Genomic DNA, 23270 nt, shown 5'->3' with positions numbered 1-23270 from the left:
TTCGAACGCGCAACCTCCATTTCTGAGTGCAATTGTGCGTTGCACAAAACGTGGCAAGCGCCTAGTTCTTCCGCGGCGAAGCACTGGGACCCAACCTTCGTCGATGAGTGCATTCATGCCTTGAGGATCCCGATGACCGTTATGAACCCCGACAAAGCCGGCGCGGCAAGCCTTGAGACGATCGCGCGAAACGGCAGCATGCTGCGTCGCATAGCCGTACGCATTCCGACCTACCTGTCGGATATTCGCGAGAACCCGGCGTGGCTGCCCATGTTCATGTTGGCGCGCACCATGCCGGCACGGAGAATGCACTGGCGTGGTGCAAAGCCGGTCCGAAGGTCGCAAAGAGCCCAGGACACGATGTTTGCCGGTATCAATTGCCAGGATGTTGTCGACGCGCTGCGAATGGATGGGCTTTTTCCCGGCCTCGTCCTGCCAACAATGGTGGCTGAAGATGTAGCCGCATTCGCCAGGTGCACACCTTGTTTCGGCACGAATTCATGCCGGCGGAGCATGCGGTGGCTGAGGCGCGGTTTGGCCGTCCGTTGCTCAGCGGTCATTCATTATTTCGAGCGCATTCTGGGCTGTAACTTGGCCGTTGCCATCCAAAACGATCCGCTGCTCATGGATATTGCCGCGCACTATCTCGGCGGCCAGGCGACGCTGATCACAACGCGCGTCTGGTGGAGCTTCCCGACCGGCCAGGCGTCGGACGCCGACAAGAACCTGGCTTCGCTCGGCAAATACCACTTCGATCTGGACGACTGGCGGATGCTGAAGTTCTCTTTCTATCTGGTGCCCGTCGACGAGGGGACCGGCCCGCATGTCTATGTCCGCGGCAGCCATGATCGCCGCGCCCTCAAGCACCAACTTACGCTTGTCGTCGGCCATCCCGCGCAAGAGATTCTGGACGTGTACGGCAAGCAGAGCCCGGTCACGCTGACCGGCGAGGCCGGTTTCGGTTTCGTCGAGGATCCGTTCGGGTTCCATATGGGCACCGTGCCGGCGCACAGGCCACGGCTGATGATGGAAGTTGGCTTCGGGGTTTCTCCTCCATCACGCCGCCGCTTCCATGGCGAGCCTGTGATCCGCTGATTTCGAAAAGTCCCGAAACAGCCTTCCCGGACCACAAGTCTTGTGAGGCAAGATAAGGCTATGCCGCCAATCGATCTGTTCGGCGCCCAAAGCGGTTGTCCGCACATGCCTTGAACTGGGCTGGTGCAATGAGTCTCGCCATTGCTCCAACCAGCGCATGAATGCCTGCTTAATCGAGGTTAGACGGCAGTGCGCCCCAAGATCCTCCTCGATATCGCCTCAGATGCTCTTCGAAAACCTCCTTTACGGACCGAGTCATCTCGGGTCCCCTTTGCAGTGGCCGGAAGGTGGTGCACAGCCGTATCGTGCTTCGGAATCCTGAATGGATGCGAGGGGCGGTTTCCCTGGGGCGGCGCATGCAGCGGTGCCGGCATGACAGCTTCGTCTTGGATCTGATGCTCGACAACGTCGGCGGTGAAGGCTCTGTTTAGGCGGCTTACCCGGACATGGCCTCAATGCAGGAGATCGGCCATCTCCCTGTTCGAGCACATTCATTGGCGATCAGGCGCCTGCGGCCAAGGCAGTTGGCTGATTAGCCGAGCGTATTCGGCTTCAGCCCTGCCATACGACCCGTCAGCCAGCGCAATCAGACGCGTGCGATCAAGGATAACGACCTCTCCTCGCATCGATCGTATCAGACCTTGCCCCTCTAACATTTGCAGCGCTATGGTGACGCCGGGCCGCCTGACACCGAGCATGACTGATAAGAACTCGTGCGTAATCGCCAAGCGGTTTCCGTCGACGCGATCATCACACATCACCAGCCATCTTGAGAGCCTATCGACGATGTTCATCCGGGCATTGCTGAGCGCGGTGAAGCTTGCCTGGAGGTGAAAGTAGTGAACGTAGCGGAGCAGAAAAGTTCGCAGGGTTGGGCTTGTCAAAAGCGCCTTGGTGAAGAGGCCCGCGTCGATAACAAAGGCGCGGGCTTCTAATTGCACGTAACAATCGTGCGTTGATTGGTCATCGCCCATGATAAGCGCTGAGCCGGTCATGCCCTCACAACCAATGATTCCGATCTCAGCTTCAATACCAGGCCGCAGTTCGCCCACCACTGACCCGAGACCGCTCTCGAAGAAGTACACGGTTCTGATTGGTGACCCCGCCACTTCGAGATGCGTCTTCAGTCCAAGGGAGACGCTTTCCAAGTGAGGTTGCAGCAATGCCAAATCTGCCGAGCACATTCGAAGCAGCAGCGAATTGCGATAGATGGAATTTTGGCGGGTGTCGCGTTGCGCGGCAGTGTGAGTTTGTGAACTGGAGTCTGTCATAGCTCCCTCTCCCTATTGGGGCGGAAGCATGTTGATCGCTCACAGCCGACGGACGCCCTTAGAGTTGCCGTCGATGGCACACTGTATGCCTGCGAACCCCGGATGTCCCATTTTTTTGATTAACTGCCTTGACCGGCGCGAGCCAAGGTTTGGCGCGCCCGCGCTAACACGGCATTCAGATACCCAGACCTTACGGAGGCCTCACCGCACAGGGCGGTGCGCACTCCGGCTCGACGACGGCTGTCGAAATCAGACTGCTGTGGATGCACTACCATTGACCGGTACTAGGATTCTCGACCTCGCCGATAAGCTCGTCTGTACAGCAAGCGGCCTTCCTGCCTATCCCAATATCAAAAGTCAAACCCGCCGCAGATGCATATGCCTGGCAGCATGTGTCGGTCTTTGGCCACGCATCTGCGACACCGAAATCAAGTAGCCCGCCATGGCGCGACCCTCAATCTTCTACTTCAGGGAGCCTGCCCTGCCATTCAAGGTCAGTCAGCACTTCGGCCTCCACAGTCATGTTTTCCGCGAATTCACCGGCATGTTCGGCGAGAAGCTTTCTCGCCGCGACGACCGCTGAACGCTTTCCTTCGCACTTCTCGTGGAACCTGGCTACGCTCTGGCCTACGTGGTCGCCGTTCCATTTTATTACGCCCACTATGGCATACCAGACGCCTTTCCCGGTCCTGCGACGTCGCAGAATTTCGAGTCGCTGATCTGCCAATTGGGCGATGGCTTGGTAGAGAAGTTCGTGCTCCGGGCGGTCGGCACCTCTCGAACGAGCCTCATGGGCAAAGCCCTTCAGGCTAGGCTCCTTAAGTTCAGCTACTGCGTGCGAAATCTTCCACAGATTTGCGGTAGCCTCGTCGAGTGCGTGCCGAGCATCATAGGTAAGCGGCGGTCGCTTCACCGAACCCCCTGCGCGGATCTCATCTTGTCCGACTTCACCTTCGGCCAGATGTCTGCGGCAATCCTGTCGAGTTCGGCCTTGCCCACTACCCAGCGGTGCTCCTCCTCAGCCCTCTTCTTGGAGAGCTTTGGCTGAAGTGCCACCACCGTTCCCTTGTTGTCGGAATCATTGAAGGTGGCGCTCATAATGTCGCTAGTCGACCGTGTGAGGCCCTTTCGGATATCGCCCGCAGCATCGAAAACCCAATAGGCTCCTTGGGCATCTAGAATCCGATTCGGCGCGGTGCCTTCGTTCTCAACTATCACCGAGACGACCCGCTGGCGTGTGCCGGCGTATTGCGGGAGAGCGTCCTTTCCGAAGATCATTCCCTCTACAAGCCGCCGCGATAGCCGCAGAGGTTCGCTGTTCTCCGGGAATATGTAGTGACGACTGGACACCCGGCTTCGCTCCTTCGATCGCCGAAACGCGATGGCACATTCATGGTAGGCGGCTGTCTAAAGATTGCAGTATCAAAACTCATTGGCAGCATTTGATCAACTATCGCTCACGCTGCTGGATACGAGCAGCTGTCGCACTTCGCCGGAGACAAATAAGTCAACCGCGAATTGACTGTGAGAGGGATGAGTCCCAATTGGGTGATGCCTGACACTGGTGGAAGGCGAAACTGCGGGCGACTGGAAGCTCAGCAATGCCCATGAAATTGGGCAGCTGGTGCTGGTCCGGCGCTATGACGTCAGACGATGGTATCTGCCGAATGACCTGGGGAACCTTCGGGGACATCGAGGCCGACGTGGTCGGAAGCAAAATGAGTTACAGGCGGTGCGGCAGGAACGAGTATATGCAAGCTGAGACGCCTGTCGCCGTCGCCGCGTTCTAGGCCGACGTTCTCCGCATTCCGAGGCTTGGTGAGCGATACGGGTGCGCCTGAGTGTCAATGGCGCATTTAGCAAAGGCCCTGGCACATGATTCACCGCCATGCGAGCTGATCGAAACTGGTTTGCTGGATTGCATCGTAATAGCGCCGCCCACCAGGAAACATTTTTTTATCGTTTGCGGTTAGGGCCGCATGGCGCGCTTGTCGGACGCAACAAGCCAGCTTGGGCAATAGGCAGCTGGCAATCCACACCGTACTCCCTACTGCAATCCCTAGCCCCGAACGAGACCGCCATGCCGTCACCTCCCGATTTCGCCGACGATTTTCGGGCCGGGCTGATCACGCTGCTGCGCTGGCGCAGGGATGTGCGGCGCTTCGAGCCGACGGCTCTGCCGGAGGGCAAGCTGGAACGGCTGCTCGAGCTCGCCAGCATTGCGCCCTGCGTTGGCCTCAGCCAGCCCTTGCGCTTCGTAGTGGTCGACAGCCTCGAGCGGCGCACCGCCGGTGAGAGACTGCTTCGAACGCTGCAATGCCGAGGCGCTCACGTGCTTTTCGGGAGAGCGCGCTGCACTCTATGCCCGGCTGAAGCTTGCCGGTCTCAACGAGGCGCCCTGTCAGTTCGCGGTTTTCGCCGACCGCACGACCGGACAAGGCCTTGGGCTCGGTCGCATAACCATGCCGGCGACCATCGACTATTCGGCCGTCATGGCGGTGCACACACTGTGGCTAGCGGCGCGGGCGGAAGGCATCGGCATGGGCTGGGTGTCGATCCTCGATGTGACCGAGATGGCCGAGATTCTCGACACGCCGCCCGAGTGGACGCTGATCGGTTATTTCTGCCTCGGCTAGCCTGCGAGGAGCACGACATGCCCACCTTGGAACGCGAGGCGGCCGCCGGTGGTAATCAGCGGTAGGGGGGTGCCCATCACTTCGTCTCTTCCCTGGCGATGAGCTTGACGCAGATCGGGTCGCCCTTCGCCATCGGGGTACATTGCCATTCCGGACCGAAGCCGAAGTTCGTGTTCTTGCCAAGGCCAGGAAAGAGCACTGACAAACCGGACCGCAGCGAAGATGGCGCTGGCGGCAACCGGGCTGAAGCCGGGCATGGAGGTGGTCGACCTCTGCTGCGGCGACGGCTGTGCCGATCGCCACGGTCGCCCGCCATGTCGTCGCCATAGACATCGACGCCGACCAGCTGGAGGCCACGCAGCGCCGCTACCGGCGCCGGCGTGACCAATTGCGAATTCGTCGCCGGCGACGCCTATGAACTCGCTACTCTGGTGTCACGCCCCGTCGACCTCGTCTTCATGGCCAACGCTTTCCATGGCGTCCCGGACCGACCGCGGCTGGCACGTGCCGTGCGCGAGGCGCTCGCCCCCGGCGGGCATTATGCCATCGTCAACTGACACCGGCGCCGCGCAGACGACGACGGTCCTGGGCGAGCCGCGCGGCCCGCGAAGCGAACTCAGGCTGTCGCCGAGACAGACCATCGCCGATGCCGAAGTCGGCGGCACAATGCTTCTACATGCCGGACCGCCTGACTAGGGCTCGCAGGCCGGTCGTCCGTCCACTGTCCAAGGCCTGCTGGCCGTTTCTGAGGCCGTGATCCTGCCGCGGGTGAGTCTGCGATTGTCATAAGAGCGTCAGGCGCGAATAGAACTTTAGGTCCCCACAGCAGCCGACCTATCCATGGGGCGGATGGTAGTGATCACTACAATCAATTGTACCAATATCATGGAATACTACTACAAGGCCGCCACTTAAAGCGGCCGGATGGGTATCCGTCTCGCGTGGGCTGATGCTGCCCGCAAAAATGCGGAGACGAACATGTGCGGGATTGTTGGCATCGTTGGGCAACAGCCGGTGTCGGATCGGTTGATCGGCGCGTTGAAGGGTTTGGAATATCGCGGCTATGATTCCGCCGGCGTTGCGACGATCATCGACGGTGCCTTGCACCGCCGGCGCGCCGAGGGCAAGCTCGTCAATCTCGAGAGGCGACTGAAGGAAGAGCCGCTGAGCGGCAAAGTCGGCATCGGCCACACGCGTTGGGCAACCCACGGGGCCTCGACGGAACGCAATGCGCACCCGCACTTTACCGACGGTGTCGCCGTCGTCCATAACGGCATCATCGAGAATTTCACCGAGCTGAAGGAGGAATTGGCGGCGGATGGCGCCGAGTTCCAGACCGACACTGACACCGAGGTCGTTGGGCATCTCTTGGCAAGATACCGCCGCGAGGGCATGAGGCCGCAAGAGGCCACGCGTGCCATGCTGAAACGCGTCAGGGGCGCCTATGCGCTTGCCATCCTCTTCGAAGATGAACCGTCGACCATCACGGCGGCGCGCAACGGACCACCGCTGGCGATCGGTCACGGCGACGGCGAGATGTTCCTGGGCTCCGACGCGATCGCTCTTGCGCCCTTCACCAATGAAATTACCTATCTCATGGACGGCGACTGGGCCATTGTCGGCAATTCGGGCGCCCATATCTTCGATATCGACGGCCATCCCGTCGAGCGTCCGTGCCATATCTCCACGGCCGCGGCCGATCTGGCCAACAAGGGCAGCCATCGCCACTTCATGGAGAAGGAAATATACGAGCAGCCCGAGGTCATCGCCCATGCTCTTCGTCATTACATCAAAATCATAGAGGGTCGCGACATGGTTCCTGGCATCGATTTCGCCAAGGTTCCGAGCTTGGCGATCTCTGCCTGCGGGACCGCCTATCTCGCCGGACTGATCGGAAAATACTGGTTCGAGCGCTATGCGCGCCTGACGGTTGAAATCGACGTTGCGTCTGAATTCCGTTACCGCGAGATCCCTTTGCCGCCGCAGTCCGCGGCTCTTTTCATTTCGCAATCCGGCGAAACCGCCGATACGCTTGCATCGTTGAGGTACTGCAAGGAGCGTGGGCTGAAAATTGGCGCTATCGTCAATGCCTGCGAATCGACCATCGCTCGGGAGGCCGATACGGTCTTCCCGATCCTTGCCGGACCGGAGATCGGCGTCGCCTCTACCAAGGCTTTTACCTGCCAGCTTGCCGTTCTAGCCGCACTCGCCATCAGCGCCGCCAGAGCCCGCGGGACCGTCCCCGAAGGCGAGCTGCAGGCGCTCGTCAGGAGCCTCGCCGAATTGCCGCGCGTCATGGGCCAGGTACTCAACAGCATCCAGCCGGAGATCGAGTTCTTGTCGCGCGAACTGTCAAAGTATCGTGACGTCCTGTATCTCGGCCGTGGCACCAGTTTCCCGCTAGCGATGGAAGGAGCGCTGAAGCTCAAGGAGATTTCCTACATCCATGCCGAAGGCTATGCAGCGGGTGAATTGAAGCACGGGCCAATCGCATTGATAGACGAGAACATGCCGGTGATCGTCATCGCGCCCCATGACCGCTTTTTCGACAAGACCGTCTCCAACATGCAGGAAGTGGCTGCCCGTGGAGGGCGGATTATCCTCATCACCGATAAAAATGGGGCAGCCGCATCGAAACTCGACACCATGCACACGCTCGTGCTGCCGGTAGTCGACGAGATTATCGCGCCAATGATCTTCTCGCTGCCGATACAGCTTCTTGCCTACCACACGGCGCTCTTCATGGGGACAGATGTAGACCAGCCGCGCAATCTCGCAAAATCGGTCACGGTCGAATGATTGTGAACCTGTACAGATGGCGAAGCTCTCGATGGAAAGCTACCCTTTGTCTGGATCCGGATGAAAACCAGATGACCAGTGTTTGCTGGAATTTGGAATCCCTTTTTTCGGCCGGTCGATCGGGGCACAGGGCGATCGAGCTTCCTAGAGCCGACGTCAGCACGCAGCCGGGGGCTTTCAAGAGTGGGTCTTTCGCTCCCCCGCCGGTGGAGATTGGCCGAAGGAAGCAGTGTCCGTACCGGGAGTTCGAGTTGGTGTTCAGAGTTCCAGGGCCCCCTCCTGAGATGGCCTGATCGGCTGTAGCGCATCCGACCTGCGATCCTTCGCGAATAATTCTCGCCGTTGGCTTTCTTGATTAGAAGGAGGTGAGCCGCCATATTCCGATCCAGCTCCTAATTCAGGCGGCCCATTCCATGGATGAAGCCGGTCCGGCTGAATGGACGTCCATTTTTTGATTTGCTTGGTCTGCGCCGCCGGGGGGGTATCTCCCGAGGGAGCTCCCATGTTCTTGGAGATGTTTATGAACGATTCGCGCATTCCCGAACCAGTCTTGACGGCTATGTCGCAGGGGACCCACATCGTCCGCGCTTATCGTGAGCACCTTGGGTATTCGATCGAGGACCTGACGGTCGCGAGCGGGCTTGCCGCTGAGGAAATTCAAAACATCGAGCGAGGTCTGAGGTACAACAAGGGATATCGGGATCGGATAGCGAGATCGCTTTCCATACCTGTGGGAATCCTTGAGGCAGAGTCGCACATTTCGGACGCCGCCTGATCAGTCGGATGATCCGCAATGGGTGGACTACCGCTCTTGTGATGTGAAGCTTGCGGCTGATTGTAGACGCTGATTCCGTTGGGATGCCTCTGGCGCAGTACCGCCAAGAGAATCTCGTCAACTTTCCGATGCAGGAACCCTTCACATGGGCTCGCGAACAACAAGGCGATGTAGCCGCCCGGAGTGCTACGAAACGTGCACGAGGGCATCGGCTCGCGACGAAGGATTGTAACGGCGAACTCTTGGTAGTTCGGCGAGGCGATGCTGGCGCTTGAGCATCAACTCGGCCTACGAGAGTGGCTACTCCTAGGCTGAATCGGCCAACATGGCCGGCATCGCGCCGCTCTGAAAATAACATGGCGGGCATCCTGACGTTTCCGGGTTGACTATGGGTGTTCGAACCACGAAAAGGGGCCGCTCTTCGTGAGTGGCGTGCGCCGGCAGTCTAACCCCAAGCCCCCCCGCCCAGGCTGCCGGCGCGCTTCTAGAAAGATCGAGGTAGGCACTCGCTGCGCTCTGCCCGCCGACACCTTGTGCTTCCTCCAGCGAGTCCAGCGGACCACCATGGGTGTTGCCAGTTCTGGTGCTTACCCACGTCCATTTGCGATCTCGGGTCATTGAGAGTACCGCAAGCACCCTCTCTGCTGGATGGCAACGCGGCTCGCGCCGCCCGTATGCAGCGCAAGCTCCATGCACGAGGTCGTCCCTTCAAAATACTTGATGCAGTTGCGCTTGCGTAGCTCCTTGCATGCGCTCGATGCCAGGAGGAGACCTCTGTCTAAACGCTCGCATCGATGCAACGCCGTTGATCACCATCATCGCGGCGACCGCTTCGCGGGGGGCCGCAGCCGTTTTGGAGCATGACGATCATGCCGGCGCCATCGCAGTGACGCACATGCAAAATTCACAGATGCATTCTCGCCCAATGCTAGGTGCCCAGCATATGTCCGGCATCCCGCAACGCGGCTACGAAGAGACGGGCATTGCCGTTGGCATCCATCTTGGCCTGCATCGACAGGGGCATCCTGTGCCAGCTCTCCAAGGACGCAATGTAATGTGAGAACATACCGTTAACGATGCAATAGTGGGTAACTAGGCCGTGTACATCCAACGCCAGCACGCCGAATTGGCCGCCGTGATATCGGATGGCAGCGACCCGCTGGACCTGCGCGTCACCGTCGATCCGCACGTCGAAAAGCAGGATGCCGCGGCTCCTGGTGGCTATCTCGGCGGCTTTTTCAGCGAAGCTCAACGAGAGCGAGCGGACGCTTTCGACTGCCATCTGTAAAACCATCAAGTTCAGTTCATCCACTGACATAAGGTACCTGTGCGCAAGACATGGGTGATTGCAATCGACCACACCGCTTGTTCACAGATGTCGGCTCATCACCGGTTATTCAGGGTTTGCCGGTCATCTTTGCGGCAAGCCATCCGGGCTCCTTGTACCCTGCAACCGTTGCAGTGGCGTCCCTCGGCGCTCGGAACCGCCAGGCTCTGCTCGTCGAGAACTTTGTCCGCGAGCAGCGTTCGCTTGAGCATTCCGCTGAAGCGTGACGTCTCACCAGTCCGTGTCCTTCCAGCTCACCGCGAGGGCGTTTTGCGCACCGCACGCAAGCGCACGAAACTGGTCTCCGTTCACTTCACAAAATGGTTTTCCTGAAGTACTGGAGCGCAGAGAAATCTCCGGTCGCAGCCTACCCGGTTAAAACAAGGACCCAACGATGAAGACTCTCGTCGTCTGCTCCGGCGGATTGGATTCCGTTACTCTTGCTCACAAGGTGGCAGCGGAGCACCAGCTTACCGGCCTGCTATCGTTCGATTACGGCCAACGGCATAGGAAGGAATTGGGCTTCGCCACCCTTTGCGCGGAGCGCCTGGGCGTCCCGCAGCGAATCATCGACATCCACGAGATCGGCGGCGGCCTTTCCGGCTCCGCGCTGACCGACAATGTGGACGTGCCCGATGGGCACTATGCCGAAGATACGATGAAGGTAACGGTGGTGCCCAACCGGAACGCCATCATGTTGGCCATTGCCTTCGGCCTCGCCGCAGCGCAAGACGCTGACGCGGTGGCGACGGCCGTGCATGGTGGGGATCATATTGTCTATCCCGATTGCCGTCCGGCCTTCATCGATGCTTTCCAGATGATGCAGGACCACGCGCTCGACGGCTACGCGCAGATTCGCCTTTATGCACCCTATGTGAACCTGACGAAGGCGGACATTGTTAGGGATGGAGCCACATACGGCACGCCGTTTGCGCAGACCTGGTCCTGTTACAAGGGCGCCGAGCGTCATTGCGGGAGGTGCGGGACCTGCGTCGAGCGGCGTGAGGCGTTTCACATCGCTGGGCACCCGGACCCAACCGAGTACGAGGACTCCGACTTCTGGCTCGGAGCGCTGCGAAGGACCACCGCGTAATGTTCCGCATCACCAAGGAATTCCACTTCTCAGCCTCGCATCAGCTCACCTCATTGCCACCCGATCACCAATGCGCGCGCCTGCACGGACATAACTACATCGTCGAAGTGGAGCTTTCAGCGAATGGACTGGACGATCACGGCTTCGTGCGCGACTACCACGATTTGGCGCCATTCAAACGCTACATCGACGAGAGCTTCGACCACCGACATCTCAACGACGTGCTGGGACACGAGCAAGTCACGGCGGAATATCTGGCCAGACATTTCTACGACTGGTGCAAGGCACGCCTGAGCGAAACCGCGGCCGTGCGGGTGAGCGAAACGCCGAAAACCTGGGCGGAATACCGGCCATGACCAATACGCATCCCGCAATCCGCGTTAGCGAGATTTTCGGGCCGACGATCCAGGGCGAGGGCGTGCTCATAGGTTTGCCGACGATCTTCGTCAGAACCGGCGGGTGTGACTTTCGCTGTTCCTGGTGCGACAGCCTGCATGCTGTGGACAATCAATTCCGCCATGAATGGGAGATGATGTCCGTCGGCGCGGTGTGGAAAAATGTGCTTGCGCTTTCCGGTGGCCGCCCGCTTATGGTGTCACTGTCAGGCGGCAATCCGGCCATCCAGCCGCTCGGCGCGCTCATCGACCGAGGCCATGGTGACGGTTACCGTTTTGCGCTGGAAACCCAAGGTTCGCTTGCCAGGGACTGGTTTGCGCACCTTGACGTGCTGATCCTCAGCCCAAAGCCGCCGTCAAGCCAAATGACGACAGATTGGGCCGCTGTCGAGGCGTGCCTCCAGGCGGCACAAGGCAAGCCCCAAATCGTGCTCAAGCTCATTGTTTTCGACGAAAGGGACTACGCCTACGCGAAAGACGCCGCTGCGCAATTTCCGCAACTTCCGATCTATCTGCAACCCGGCAATCACACGCCGCCACACCCGGCAAATGATGACGCGCCCGTCGACCTTGACGGAATATTGAAGCGCATGGAGTGGCTGGTTGACAGCGTGACCCGCGACAAATGGTTCGAAGCCCGCGTGCTACCGCAGCTGCACGTTATGCTCTGGGGTAACAAGAGAGCCGTCTAGGCCAGGCCCTTTCCACCGGAACTGCACCGGCATATTCGGCTGAACGGGTGGTTCAACGTTGACCGCGCTGCCGGGGTGCTTGCGGACTTCTGCCACCGGCCCAAGTGTTGTCAGCCGCTTGCACGGCACCTTGCATTCTCCTTGCAAGGTCGAAGGGAGCTGTCGCCGACAACCATGATCTGACAGGCAGGGCATGAGCGGGCGATATCGTCGCTATGCCAAGACGCGTCTGGTCCGCTTCGAACCGTCTCGGCCGACGGTCGCCGGTCAACAGTGGAAAACGATCGCAATCGGTTCACGATCGAGTGAGAGCCATGACCGTTCCTCTGCGGTGCTCAGACTGCCGCCGAGTGCCTGGCCGTTCCAGTTTCGAAATATTTGTCGAACCTGGCCGCGATGCTTCGGACGAAAGGGCGACTTTCAGCCGGCACAACGAATCTGTCGCCATCAAGTTCAAGCAATCGAACCGGATCGTGGAGGGCCATGGAACTTGACTGAAGGAGGAGCCTCTGGCCGGCCTCGCCGAAGCGTTCCACCAGATCGATGGCCGAGAAGGCGAAGTCGCACATCAAACGTTCGATGATCCAGCCGCGAACGCGGTCGTCGTTGGAAAGTGCGATACCCCGAACAGCGGCCAGCCCGCCGTCATCAACCGTGCATCGATATTCGCTGGTCGAAGGCATATTCTGCGCATAGCCCTGCCGAAACTGGCTGATGGACGATGGGCCTAGCCCAATCAAGGTTTCGCAGCAATCGTCGGTGTAACCCTGAAAGTTCCGGTGCAGTGTTCCGGCGCGGGCGGCAAGGGCCAGGGCATCGCCGGGTTTGGCGAAATGGTCGAGGCCGATTGCTTCGTACCCCTGGTCCACGATCGCCCGCGCCGCCAGTTGCAATTGAGCAAATCTCTCCGCGGGACCGGGCAGCCATGCCTCGTCTATCATGGTCTGATGTTTCTTGAACCACGGCACATGGGCGTAGCCAAAAAGCGCTATCCTGTCGGGTTCCAAGGTCAGCGCCTGCGCGACGGTGGAGGAGACGCTCTCCCTCGTCTGGTGCGGCAAGCCGTAGAGCAGGTCTAGATTGACCGATTCGACGCCGCGCGAACGAACACCGTCGACTACCGCTTTGGTCTGCAAAAAGCTCTGCTCGCGGTTGATTGCCTTCTGAACCTTCGGATCGAAGTCCTGGACGCCGAGGCTCGCACGGGTCGTGCCGATTTCGGCAAGCGCATCGAGGCGGGCATCGTCCATATCATTGGGTTCGATTTCAACGCTGATCTTGGCGCCGGGAAGAAAGGCGAAGCTGTTGCGCAGGACGCTTCCCAGCGCCACAATATCCTCAGGTTCCAGCATCGTCGGGGAACCGCCGCCGAAATGAACCGCGCGAACTCGGCCCTTGCCGGTAACAAGGCCGCCAACCGTGGCGATCTCCGCATACAGCGAGCGCAGATAAGCGGCCACCGGCTCGTAGTGGCGGGTCTGTTTGGTATTGCACGCGCAGAACCAGCAGAGCCTGTCGCAATAGGGAATATGCAGGTAAAGCGATATCTCGTCACCACCTTCGAGCGCCTCCAACCAGCCTCGGTAAACGACGGCATCGACGCCCGCATGGAAATGGGGCGCAGTCGGATAACTGGTATAGCGCGGGACGTTCTCGCCAAGTCTGGCAGCTAGCTTTTGTCGCATGTCGTGGTCCACCGTGTTTGCGTCGCCCGAACTGTGGATGCTTGGATGAGCCTAAGCCCTGATTTCGATCAACCTTCAGCACGGACAAACTGCCGCAAGGATTTTTCTACCGTGGATTGCTATCCTGCCCGCACTGGACCGGTAGAGCGATCGAATGACATTACGGCAGGATATTCACAGTTCCGGCATTCCCGTTCTTTGCTTGCCTTGCGAGGCACGGCGCCGCGGTGTCTGTGGCGCGCTCGAGCCAGACGATTTGGCTCAGCTCGCCAAGACGTCGTCGCGGCACAATATCGAGCCGGGGGTCGAACTGATCGGCGACGCCGAGGCGGTCGACTGTTATTCAAACGTGCTTTCAGGCGTGGTGAAGCTCACGAAGAGCCTTTCGGACGGCCGCCAGCAGATCGTCGGTCTCCAGTTCGCGCCGGATTTTCTGGGACGGCCCTTCAAGATGAAAAGTGCGATCAATGCGGAAGCGGCAACAGCTGTCTCGCTATGCTCGTTTCCGAGAGCGGCCATCGAACGGATGATGAAGCAGTCACCCGAATTTGTGCATCGCCTGCTCAAGCAGGCGCTGAACGAACTCGACGAGGCCCGCGAATGGATGGTGACTCTGGGGCGCAAGACCGCACCAGAGAAGGTGGCGAGCTTTCTCCTCATGATTGCCCGGAACATCGACTCCAATGTTGACCCGGCGGCTAGGTCGGCGTGCTTCGAGCTGCCGATGACGCGTGCCGACATCTCTGATTTCCTTGGAATCACTAACGAGACCGTGAGCCGTCAGCTGACCAGCCTGAGAATGGACGGCGTGATTCGGATCGAGAACAACCGCCGCGTCACCGTGGACAGCATGAGCCGGCTGGAACGGCGCTGCGGCGGCCGAGGCGCAATAGCCGTTTGAATGACACGAAGCTGCATGGCCCACGCCACTTACTTCATTCGGGGCAGGGCATGCTCGCGTTGGGCTCAGAAGACATCGCGTAGCGACAGCCCGTTCTAATTCCGATCGTATACGCCAGTTGCGTTTGGGCTCGTCGGCGAAGCATCCACACTTGGCCGAAGTCAATATGCCTCATACGCAGGCGAAAATCGCCGTCCAAACTATAAATGTCGCGAAGGCAGCGCAACGCTGGCGCTGGCTGTTCCAAGGCATTGAAACGATCGACGTTCGGTAAGGCATCGGCCTGCTTACCAGCGTCAAGGTGCGCTTCCCCACACGCCCGCGGTCGCCTCCTACCCGGGCCCCGACTGGGGACGCCGGGCCTGTCCATAAACCGTCGGCCGGTGCTGCACTTCCACATTCGACACAGTCTGATCGCAACGAACTCGATGCTGCTCGAAGCAAAATGGTGCGGCTCTGACATGGATCAGGGCGAGCAGGCGACGGCTGCGCAATAAGGCACCGCGGTTTGGCATCCGCCGGAATTGGAAATCGGGGCTTGCGATGAAATTCGGCAAAGAAATCGTGCTTCTAAGCCTGTTCGCATTCGCGGCTTTGGTGGCCGCTGGCGCTGGGATGGATGAACCCTTTCGCCAGCATATGTGGGTCTTGTTCTTCGCCTTGGCTGGCTTCACTGCGATCCTGTTGCGCAACACTGAGTTCAAGCCTGCCGCGCCGATCGACCCGTCCGCTTACATGGACGGGCCAATCCGCTATGGCGCCATCGCCACCATGTTCTGGGGTGTCATCGGCATGCTTGTCGGCGTGGTCATCGCGCTGCAGCTTGCCTATCCCGATCTCAACATCCAGCCATGGTTCAACTTTGGCCGTTTGCGGCCACTGCATACGTCGGGAGTCGTCTTCGCCTTCGGCGGCAACGCGCTGCTTTGCACGTCTCTCTATGTCGTGCAACGCACCTGCCGCGCCCGGCTGTTCGGCGGCGATCTCGGCTGGTTCGTGTTCTGGGGCTACCAGCTCTTCATCGTCATGGCAGCGACTGGCTACCTGCTCGGCATCACCGAGAGCCGCGAATACGCCGAGCCCGAATGGTATGTGGACATCTGGCTGACCATTGTCTGGGTCGCCTATCTCATCCTGTTCCTCGGCACGATCCTGAAGCGCAAGGAACCCCACATCTACGTCGCTAACTGGTTCTACCTGTCCTTCATCGTCACCATCGCGATGCTGCATGTGGTCAACAACCTCTCCATGCCCGCCTCCTTCCTGGGCTCGAAGAGCTATTCGGCTTTCTCCGGGGTCCAGGACGCTCTGACGCAATGGTGGTATGGCCACAACGCCGTGGGTTTCTTTCTGACCGCCGGCTTTCTCGGCATGATGTATTATTTCGTACCCAAGCAGGCGAACCGGCCGGTCTATTCCTACCGGCTGTCGATCGTCCATTTCTGGGCAATCATCTTTCTCTACATCTGGGCTGGACCCCATCATTTGCACTACACCGCCTTGCCCGATTGGGCGCAGACGCTCGGCATGGTGTTCTCGATCATGCTGTGGATGCCGTCATGGGGCGGCATGATCAATGGCCTGATGACGCTGTCGGGCGCCTGGGACAAGCTCCGCACCGATCCGATCATCCGCATGATGGTGATGGCCATCGCCTTCTACGGCATGTCCACCTTCGAGGGTCCGATGATGTCGATCAAGACGGTCAACTCGCTGTCGCACTACACCGACTGGACCATTGGCCACGTCCATTCCGGCGCGCTCGGCTGGGTTGGCATGATCTCGTTCGGCGCAATCTACTTCATGGTGCCGAAGCTGTGGAATCGTGAACGGCTCTATTCACTCAGGCTCGTGACCTGGCACTTCTGGCTGGCGACGCTCGGCATCGTTGTCTACGCGTCGGTGATGTGGGTATCGGGCATCATGCAGGGCCTGATGTGGCGCGAATACGACGAGCAGGGCTTCCTCGTCTATTCCTTCGCCGAAACCGTCGCCGCCATGCACCCCTACTATGTGATGCGCGCCATCGGCGGAGCCATGTACCTTTCCGGCGCCCTGATCATGGCCTGGAACATCGCCATGACCATCCTTGGCTACCGGCGCGAGGAGGATCCGATGCCCGGCTCCGTTCCCGCCCTCCAGCTTGCGCGATGATGAGACAGCAAATGAGGTTGATGAACAGACACGCGGTCATCGAGAAGAACGCTACACTTCTTCTCCTCGGGTCGCTGCTGGTCGTGACAATCGGCGGCATCGTCGAGATCGCGCCGCTGTTCTATCTCGACAACACGATCGAGAAGGTCGAAGGCATGCGGCCCTACTCGCCGCTCGAACTGGTCGGGCGCAACATCTATGTGCGTGAGGGATGCTATCTCTGCCATAGCCAGATGATCAGGCCGTTCCGCGACGAGGTTGAGCGCTACGGCCATTACAGCCTGGCGGCCGAGTCGATGTATGATCATCCCTTCCAGTGGGGATCGAAGCGCACCGGACCGGACCTCGCTCGGGTTGGCGATCGCTACTCCAATCTTTGGCATGTCGAGCACCTCACGGACCCTCGTTCCGTGGTGCCGGAATCCATCATGCCGAGCTATGGCTTTCTGAAGGATAGGCCGATCGCGGTGAAGGATTTCTCGACGCATCTGGTTGCCAACAGGCGCGTCGGCGTCCCCTACTCCGACGACATGGTCGTTAACGCCAATGCCGATTTGATGACGCAGGCTGATCCCAACGCCGACACATCCGGCCTCGAGGCCCGCTACCCCAAGGCCAAGATCGGCGATTTCGACGGTGATCCGCAGCAAGTCACCGAAATGGACGCCCTGGTTTCCTATCTCCAGATGCTCGGCACGCTTGTCGATTTCAAGAACTACGATGAGACCGCGGGCTACCGCTGAGGACAATGGCGATGACGTACAATTTCATGCGGGAGTTTGCCGACAGCTGGGGCCTGCTTGCCATGGCTCTTTTCTTCATCGGATCCGTTGCCTTTGCACTTCGTCCCGGCAGCCGCGGGCAAGCCGGCGAAGCAGCTCAAATTCCTCTGAAGGAGGACTGATCATGAGCAGCGATCACATTGACGAGGTTTCCGGCATCTCGACGACCGGTCATGAGTGGGACGGCATTCGCGAGCTCAACAACCCGCTCCCGCACTGGTGGGTCATCACCTTCTACATCACCATCGTCTGGGCGATCGGTTACACAATTGCCTACCCGGCATGGCCGCTGTTGCACTCCGCGACAAAGGGCGTACTTGGCTATTCCAGCCGCAACGAAGTCAAGAACGAGTTGTCCGCGGCCGAAGCGGCAAAGGGCAAATATGTCGCCGCAATAGAGTCGAAAAGTGTTTCGGAGATTGCTGCGGATGACACGCTGCGCGAATTCGCCGTCGCTGCCGGCGCCGCCGCGTTCAAGGTCAATTGCGTGCAGTGCCACGGTTCCGGCGCCCAGGGGTCCAAGGGCTTTCCGAACCTAAATGACGACGACTGGCTGTGGGGCGGCGAGGTGGACCAGATCCAGCAGACGATCGCTCATGGCATCCGCTTCGCCTCCGACCCGGCTACGCGCCTGTCGGAAATGCCGGCCTTTGGCGACATCATCACCGCCGATCAGATCAAACAGGTCAGCACCTACGTTGCCAGCCTGTCCGGCACTGTCGGCGATCAATCGTTGGTCGCGCCCGGCGCCAAGGTCTTTGCCGAAAATTGCGTGGCCTGTCACGGCGACAATGCAAAAGGCAACAAGGAACTCGGCGCTCCAGATCTGACCGACGCCATCTGGCTCTACGGGTCAGGCGAAGCGGCCATCACCGCCCAGGTCACCGCGCCGAAACAGGGCGTGATGCCGGCCTGGGGCGCGCGCCTCGGCGAGACCAAGGTCAAGGAACTGTCGGTCTACATCCATTCGCTTGGCGGCGGAGAATAGGAGCAGAAGCCTATTCTCGTCCTCCCCCTCCCGCCAAGCGACGAGGCCCGGCGCAAGCCGGGCCTCGGCATCATCCAGAACCGATGAGTCGGTTTCCGGCGAAATCGTCGCTGGTGACTGGAGCTTCTCGTGCTTGATAACACGCAAATAGAAAGGATCGAACCCACGCCGGCCAACTCCGCCAAGGTGCGTCAGCCAATGTACGCTGCGCGCAAGAAGATCTTCCCGAAGCGGGCCTCGGGCAGCTTTCGCCAGTTCAAATGGCTGGTGATGGCGGTCACGCTCGGCATCTACTATCTGACCCCGTGGCTGCGCTGGGACCGTGGCCCGTTTGCGCCGGACCAGGCCGTGCTGCTCGATGTCGCCAACCGGCGTTTCTACTTCTTCTTCATCGAGATATGGCCGCAGGAATTCTATTATGTGGCAGGCCTTCTGGTCATGGCCGGCGTCGGTCTTTTCCTGATCACGTCGACTGTTGGCCGTGCCTGGTGCGGCTATACGTGCCCGCAGACCGTATGGGTCGATCTGTTCCTGGTCGTCGAGCGGGCCATCGAGGGTGACCGCAATGCGCGCATCAAGCTCGACGCCGGTCCCTGGACCAGCCGCAAACTCGTGCTGCGGGTGTCGAAACACGCCATCTGGCTGATCATAGGCGCGCTGACGGGCGGCGCGTGGATCTTTTATTTCGGTGACGCGCCCAGCCTGCTTGGCGAACTCTTCACCGGCACGGCAGCCCCCGTCGCCTACATCACCGTCGCCGTGCTGACGGCAACGACCTACACGTTCGGCGGGCTGATGCGCGAGCAGGTCTGCACCTATATGTGCCCATGGCCGCGCATCCAGGCAGCGATGCTCGACGAAAGTTCGCTCACCGTCACCTACAATGACTGGCGCGGCGAACCGCGTTCGCGTCATGCGAAGAAGGTGCAAGCTGCAGGGCAGTCCGTCGGCGACTGCGTCGACTGCAATGCCTGTGTCGCGGTCTGCCCGATGGGGATCGACATTCGCGACGGCCAGCAGCTCGAATGCATCACCTGCGCGCTCTGCATCGACGCCTGCGACGGCGTCATGGACAAGCTCGGCAGGGAGCGTGGGCTGATTTCCTACGCGACGCTCTCCGATTACAACGCCAACATGATGCTGGCGACCGCGGGCGGCTCCAGTTCAGTCAACCCGTCGCTGGTCAGGACTGCTGGTGGCCTGTTCTCCGACAAGGTGGCGCATTTCCATGTCAGCAAGATCTTCCGGCCACGCACTTATGTCTACATGGGTTTGTGGTCGCTGATCGGTCTCGGCCTGCTCTATTCGCTGCTGACGCGCGATCGGCTCGAAGTCAACGTGCTGCACGACCGCAATCCGCAATTCGTCACGCTCTCCGACGGCTCGATCCGCAACGGCTACACCGTCAAGCTGCTCAACATGATTCCCGAACCGCGGACCATTGTTGTCACTATGCAGGGCTTGCAGGGCGCCGAGATGAGCGTCGTCGGCGACGACATCCCGGCAGGCCGTTCTGTCGCCATTCCGGTCGAACCCGACCGCCTGAAAATGCTGAAGGTCTTCGTGCGCCAGCCAGCGGGTCAAATCCAGGACACAGCGCAGACCTTCACGTTCCGTGTCGAGGACAAGGCGAGCTTCGAGTCGGACGAATACACCGCCACCTTCAACGCGCCGGAGACTGCCAGATGAGCGCCAGAACACAAAAAACCCGCGAATTCACCGGCAGGCACATGCTGTTCACCATCCTTGCCTTCTTCGGTGTGGTCATCGCGGTCAATCTGACCATGGCCACGCTCGCCAACACAAGTTGGACCGGCCTTGTCGTCGAAAACACCTATGTGGCGAGCCAGCAATTCAACAAGCAGGCCGAGGAGGGGCGCGCGCAGGCAGCCCTTGGCTGGACCGGCAAGCTGACCATTGCATGGGGCGAAGTCCGCTACGGCCTCACCGACGCCGCCGGCAAGCCGGTTCCCTTGCACGGCGTCAAGGTGCTGTTTCGCCATCCCGCATACGAAAAAGAGGATGAATCCATCAAGCTCGTCCTCGCCTCGGGTCAGGAATTCGCCGCCCAGCATTTGCCGAAGGATGGTGTCTGGATCGTCGAAGTCGACGCCGATGCCGGCCTGGATAAACCGTATCGCGACGTCCGCAGGATCATGATTTCCAATGGAGCGCTGCAATGAGTTGTTGTGCACCGGGCGCCGAAATGGCGCTTGATCTGGTCAACGCCGGATCGGTCCTGCCGTCCAGCCAGGAGATCAGGCTGGCGAGCCGATCGCTTGGCGATGATCTCCGCCAGACCGATCTTTCGGTCCCCACGGTTCATTGCGCGGCCTGCATCCAGGCGATCGAGACAGCACTGGGAAAGCTCGATCAAGTGGAGAGCGCTCGTGTCAACCTGTCGACGAAGCGGGTCGCGGTCCGCTGGCGTGGAAACCAGGTACCACCATTCGTCGCCGCGCTGGGACGGCTGGGGTACGAGGCGCATCTGTTCGACCCCGAGGTCGACAACAAGGACAAGACGCTTTCGGAGCTGATCCGCGCCGTTGCTGTCGCCGGCTTTGCGGCGGGCAACATCATGCTGCTTTCGGTCTCTGTCTGGTCCGGTGCTGAAGGCGCTACCCGCGACCTGTTCCACTGGGTCTCGGCGCTTATCGCCATCCCTGCACTAGCCTTCGCCGGCGGCATCTTCTTCCGCTCGGCCTGGAATGCGTTGCGCCACGGTCGCATGAACATGGACGTGCCGATCGCGGTCGGGGTGTCGCTGGCATACGCCATGAGCCTCTATGAGACGATCACCCATGGCGACCACGCCTATTTCGACGCATCGGTGTCGCTGCTGTTCTTCCTCCTGATCGGCCGCACGTTGGATCACGTCATGCGCGAACGTGCCCGGACCGCCGTGAAAGGCCTGTCCCAGTTGGCCGCACGTGGCGCCCTGGTGCTGCGCGGCGATGGTGCACGCGACTATCTGCCGGTTGGCGAGATCGAACTTGGCATGCTGCTGTTGATCGCTGCCGGCGAGAGAATCCCCGTCGACGGCAAGATCATTCAAGGGGCCTCGGATCTGGACTGCTCGTTGGTTTCCGGCGAGAGCACGCCTCGAAACGTAGCGGCAGGCGAAGCCGTGCAGGCCGGTGTCCTCAACCTAACCGGCCCGCTGACGATCGAGGCGACCGCCGCCGCGAAAGATTCGTTTCTGGCGGAAATGGTTCGGCTGATGGAGTCCGCAGAGGGCGGCCGCGCGCATTATCGCCGGATCGCCGATCGTGTTTCAGCGCTCTATGCCCCGGTGGTTCATCTCACAGCCTTCGCGACGTTCCTTGGCTGGATGGCGGCGACCGGTGACTGGCACCGGGCGATAACCATCGCCATTGCCGTTCTGATCATCACATGCCCGTGCGCGCTCGGCCTCGCCGTACCGATCGTCCAGGTGGTCGCGGCGCGGCGCCTGTTCGAGAACGGCATCATGGTCAAGGACGGTTCGGCCATGGAGCGCCTGGCGACGATTGATAGAGCGGTGTTCGACAAGACCGGAACGCTCACCCTCGGCCAGCCCCGGCTGGTCAATGCGGACTCGATTGATCCGGCCATGCTGGCAATCGCGGGAGACATGGCTGCGCACTCGCGTCACCCGTTTTCGAAGGCCATAGCCGGTTTTGCCCGCCTTGGCGGGCAGCACAAATTCGATGCCGTCACCGAGCACCCGGGTTTCGGGATCGAAGCCACAGCGACAGGTAGCACCTGGCGGCTGGGCCGGCGCGGATGGGCTGGATGGAAGGCCCGGACCGGCGGCGAAGGCAGACATGGCTATGGCGGAACGGTGCTGACAAAAGACGGGTTCATTGTCGCGACCTTCGATTTTGAGGACGCGCTGCGCGCCGACGCCAGGGCGGCGATCGGGCAATTGACCCATGCTGGGGTGTCGGTGGAAATGCTGTCGGGCGATACCGCGGGCGCCTGCGGCGAAGTTGCAAAAATGCTGGGTATCGACAATTTTATTCCGTGCCTGCTGCCGTCCGGCAAGGTCGAACGCATTGAGACGGCGGCGAAAGACGGACACAGGGTTCTGATGGTTGGCGACGGTCTCAACGACACGCCTGCGCTGAGCGCTGCGCATGTCTCGATCGCTCCTGCCACCGCCGCCGACATTGGCCGCAACGCGGCCGATTTCGTATTCCTGCGCGAAAGCCTTCTGGCAGTGCCTCTCGCGCTGGATGTCTCGCGCAAGGCGGGAAGCCTGATTCGCCAGAACATCGTGATCGCGATCGTCTACAATGCCATCGCCGTGCCGATCGCCATACTGGGGCATGTCACGCCTCTTATCGCCGCGATTGCCATGTCAGCCTCGTCATTGCTCGTGGTTGGAAATGCCATGCGTCTGCAAGGCTTCGCAACGGGTGCGTCGTCCGCAATTGCGCGGCAAGACAGGCCCGCGCGCGCCGGCGCCATGGCTCAATCGTCATGACGACGCTCGTCTACCTCATCCCCGTAGCGCTATTCCTTGGCGCACTCGGCCTGTCCGGCTTCCTTTGGGCGTTGAGAAGCGGCCAGTACGAGGATCTCGATGGCGCGGCGGAGCGCATTCTCATCGACAGCGACGACGGCGCGGAGAATGCCACTCGTTCCAAGTGACTCAGATCAACGCGCCGCGGGTCGGGATGTCCTATCGTCGTC

General features: G+C 60.3%; 21 protein-coding genes and 2 pseudogenes. 18 read left to right on the top strand and 5 right to left on the bottom strand.

The window, feature by feature from the left end; genetic code table 11:
• Positions 1-132 precede the first annotated feature (132 nt).
• Positions 133-1095 (top strand): annotated as a pseudogene (locus NKJ67_RS19450) (hypothetical protein).
• 491 nt (positions 1096-1586) lie between these two features.
• Here the strand turns inward: NKJ67_RS19450 and NKJ67_RS19445 are convergent.
• The 3 genes from NKJ67_RS19445 to NKJ67_RS19435 form a co-directional block, all read right to left on the bottom strand.
• Positions 1587-2366, bottom strand: a complete 780-nt coding sequence (locus NKJ67_RS19445; RefSeq protein ID WP_352582447.1) for a Crp/Fnr family transcriptional regulator — start codon at positions 2364-2366, stop codon at positions 1587-1589.
• A gap of 454 nt (positions 2367-2820) precedes the next feature.
• Positions 2821-3279, bottom strand: coding sequence for a hypothetical protein (locus NKJ67_RS19440; RefSeq protein ID WP_023766598.1), 459 nt, complete (start codon positions 3277-3279; stop codon positions 2821-2823).
• Positions 3276-3716 carry a hypothetical protein gene (locus NKJ67_RS19435; RefSeq protein ID WP_156934443.1) on the bottom strand — a complete coding sequence of 147 codons (441 nt, stop codon included), beginning with the start codon at positions 3714-3716 and terminating at the stop codon, positions 3276-3278. Before NKJ67_RS19435 ends, NKJ67_RS19440 begins: the two co-directional genes overlap by 4 nt.
• A 730-nt stretch (positions 3717-4446) precedes the next feature.
• Here NKJ67_RS19435 and bluB point away from each other — a divergent pair.
• From bluB to NKJ67_RS19405, 5 genes and pseudogenes are all read left to right on the top strand, one after another.
• A pseudogene (gene bluB, locus NKJ67_RS35165) lies at positions 4447-5067 on the top strand (5,6-dimethylbenzimidazole synthase).
• Positions 5068-5382: 315 nt separating this feature from the next.
• Entirely contained in the window at positions 5383-5559 is a 177-nt protein-coding gene (locus NKJ67_RS19420; RefSeq protein WP_023762808.1) for a class I SAM-dependent methyltransferase, read from the top strand.
• The gene (locus NKJ67_RS19415) at positions 5543-5698 is read left to right on the top strand and encodes a hypothetical protein (protein ID WP_023766602.1); all 156 of its coding nucleotides are present in this window, start codon (positions 5543-5545) and stop codon (positions 5696-5698) included. The genes NKJ67_RS19420 and NKJ67_RS19415 overlap by 17 nt, the downstream gene beginning before the upstream one ends.
• 282 nt (positions 5699-5980) lie before the next feature.
• Positions 5981-7801, top strand: coding sequence for a glutamine--fructose-6-phosphate transaminase (isomerizing) (gene glmS / locus NKJ67_RS19410; protein ID WP_023766603.1), 1821 nt, complete (start codon positions 5981-5983; stop codon positions 7799-7801).
• 520 nt (positions 7802-8321) lie between these two features.
• Entirely contained in the window at positions 8322-8576 is a 255-nt protein-coding gene (locus tag NKJ67_RS19405) for a helix-turn-helix domain-containing protein (RefSeq protein WP_023735822.1), read from the top strand.
• Between the two features lie 928 nt (positions 8577-9504).
• Here the strand turns inward: NKJ67_RS19405 and NKJ67_RS19400 are convergent.
• On the bottom strand, positions 9505-9894 hold the full coding sequence (locus NKJ67_RS19400) for a hypothetical protein (RefSeq protein ID WP_023735820.1): 390 nt from the start codon (positions 9892-9894) through the stop codon (positions 9505-9507).
• A gap of 403 nt (positions 9895-10297) precedes the next feature.
• Here NKJ67_RS19400 and queC point away from each other — a divergent pair, with 403 nt between their 5' ends.
• Genes queC through queE form a run of 3 tightly spaced genes read left to right on the top strand, consistent with a single transcriptional unit; the run spans position 10298 to position 12083 of the window.
• On the top strand, positions 10298-10996 hold the full coding sequence (gene queC / locus NKJ67_RS19395; protein WP_023766604.1) for a 7-cyano-7-deazaguanine synthase QueC: 699 nt from the start codon (positions 10298-10300) through the stop codon (positions 10994-10996).
• Complete coding sequence (queD, locus tag NKJ67_RS19390) at positions 10996-11352, top strand: 6-carboxytetrahydropterin synthase QueD (protein WP_023735818.1); 357 nt, start codon at positions 10996-10998, stop codon at positions 11350-11352. Before queC ends, queD begins: the two co-directional genes overlap by 1 nt.
• Entirely contained in the window at positions 11349-12083 is a 735-nt protein-coding gene (gene queE, locus NKJ67_RS19385; protein ID WP_023735817.1) for a 7-carboxy-7-deazaguanine synthase QueE, read from the top strand. Before queD ends, queE begins: the two co-directional genes overlap by 4 nt.
• Before the next feature lie 335 nt (positions 12084-12418).
• On the opposite strand, the gene hemN is transcribed toward queE, so the two are convergent.
• Positions 12419-13768, bottom strand: coding sequence for an oxygen-independent coproporphyrinogen III oxidase (gene hemN, locus NKJ67_RS19380; protein ID WP_352582445.1), 1350 nt, complete (start codon positions 13766-13768; stop codon positions 12419-12421).
• Between the two features lie 154 nt (positions 13769-13922).
• Between hemN and NKJ67_RS19375 the strand changes: the two genes are divergently transcribed.
• The 9 genes from NKJ67_RS19375 (at position 13923) to ccoS (ending at position 23228) form a co-directional block, all read left to right on the top strand.
• Entirely contained in the window at positions 13923-14669 is a 747-nt protein-coding gene (locus NKJ67_RS19375) for a Crp/Fnr family transcriptional regulator (protein WP_023766606.1), read from the top strand.
• Between the two features lie 543 nt (positions 14670-15212).
• The gene (ccoN, locus tag NKJ67_RS19370) at positions 15213-16823 is read left to right on the top strand and encodes a cytochrome-c oxidase, cbb3-type subunit I (RefSeq protein ID WP_352555394.1); all 1611 of its coding nucleotides are present in this window, start codon (positions 15213-15215) and stop codon (positions 16821-16823) included.
• Positions 16824-16834: 11 nt separating this feature from the next.
• Entirely contained in the window at positions 16835-17566 is a 732-nt protein-coding gene (gene ccoO, locus NKJ67_RS19365) for a cytochrome-c oxidase, cbb3-type subunit II (RefSeq protein ID WP_352582443.1), read from the top strand.
• An 11-nt stretch (positions 17567-17577) separates the two neighbouring features.
• Positions 17578-17727 carry a cbb3-type cytochrome c oxidase subunit 3 gene (locus NKJ67_RS19360; protein ID WP_352555398.1) on the top strand — a complete coding sequence of 50 codons (150 nt, stop codon included), beginning with the start codon at positions 17578-17580 and terminating at the stop codon, positions 17725-17727.
• Positions 17728-17729: 2 nt separating this feature from the next.
• Positions 17730-18593 carry a cytochrome-c oxidase, cbb3-type subunit III gene (ccoP, locus tag NKJ67_RS19355; protein ID WP_352555400.1) on the top strand — a complete coding sequence of 288 codons (864 nt, stop codon included), beginning with the start codon at positions 17730-17732 and terminating at the stop codon, positions 18591-18593.
• Positions 18594-18722: 129 nt separating this feature from the next.
• Entirely contained in the window at positions 18723-20282 is a 1560-nt protein-coding gene (gene ccoG / locus NKJ67_RS19350; RefSeq protein ID WP_352582441.1) for a cytochrome c oxidase accessory protein CcoG, read from the top strand.
• A complete protein-coding gene (locus NKJ67_RS19345) occupies positions 20279-20776 on the top strand; it encodes a FixH family protein (RefSeq protein WP_352582439.1) in 498 nt (165 codons plus the stop codon). Before ccoG ends, NKJ67_RS19345 begins: the two co-directional genes overlap by 4 nt.
• Positions 20773-23061, top strand: a complete 2289-nt coding sequence (locus NKJ67_RS19340) for a heavy metal translocating P-type ATPase (RefSeq protein WP_352582437.1) — start codon at positions 20773-20775, stop codon at positions 23059-23061. Before NKJ67_RS19345 ends, NKJ67_RS19340 begins: the two co-directional genes overlap by 4 nt.
• Entirely contained in the window at positions 23058-23228 is a 171-nt protein-coding gene (ccoS, locus tag NKJ67_RS19335; RefSeq protein WP_023762793.1) for a cbb3-type cytochrome oxidase assembly protein CcoS, read from the top strand. The genes NKJ67_RS19340 and ccoS overlap by 4 nt, the downstream gene beginning before the upstream one ends.
• Positions 23229-23270 lie beyond the last annotated feature (42 nt).

It is taken from the genome of Mesorhizobium sp. M0088, assembly GCF_040322895.1.
Classification (GTDB): Bacteria; Pseudomonadota; Alphaproteobacteria; order Rhizobiales; family Rhizobiaceae; genus Mesorhizobium.
This window is presented reverse-complemented; position numbering and strand designations above follow the sequence as displayed.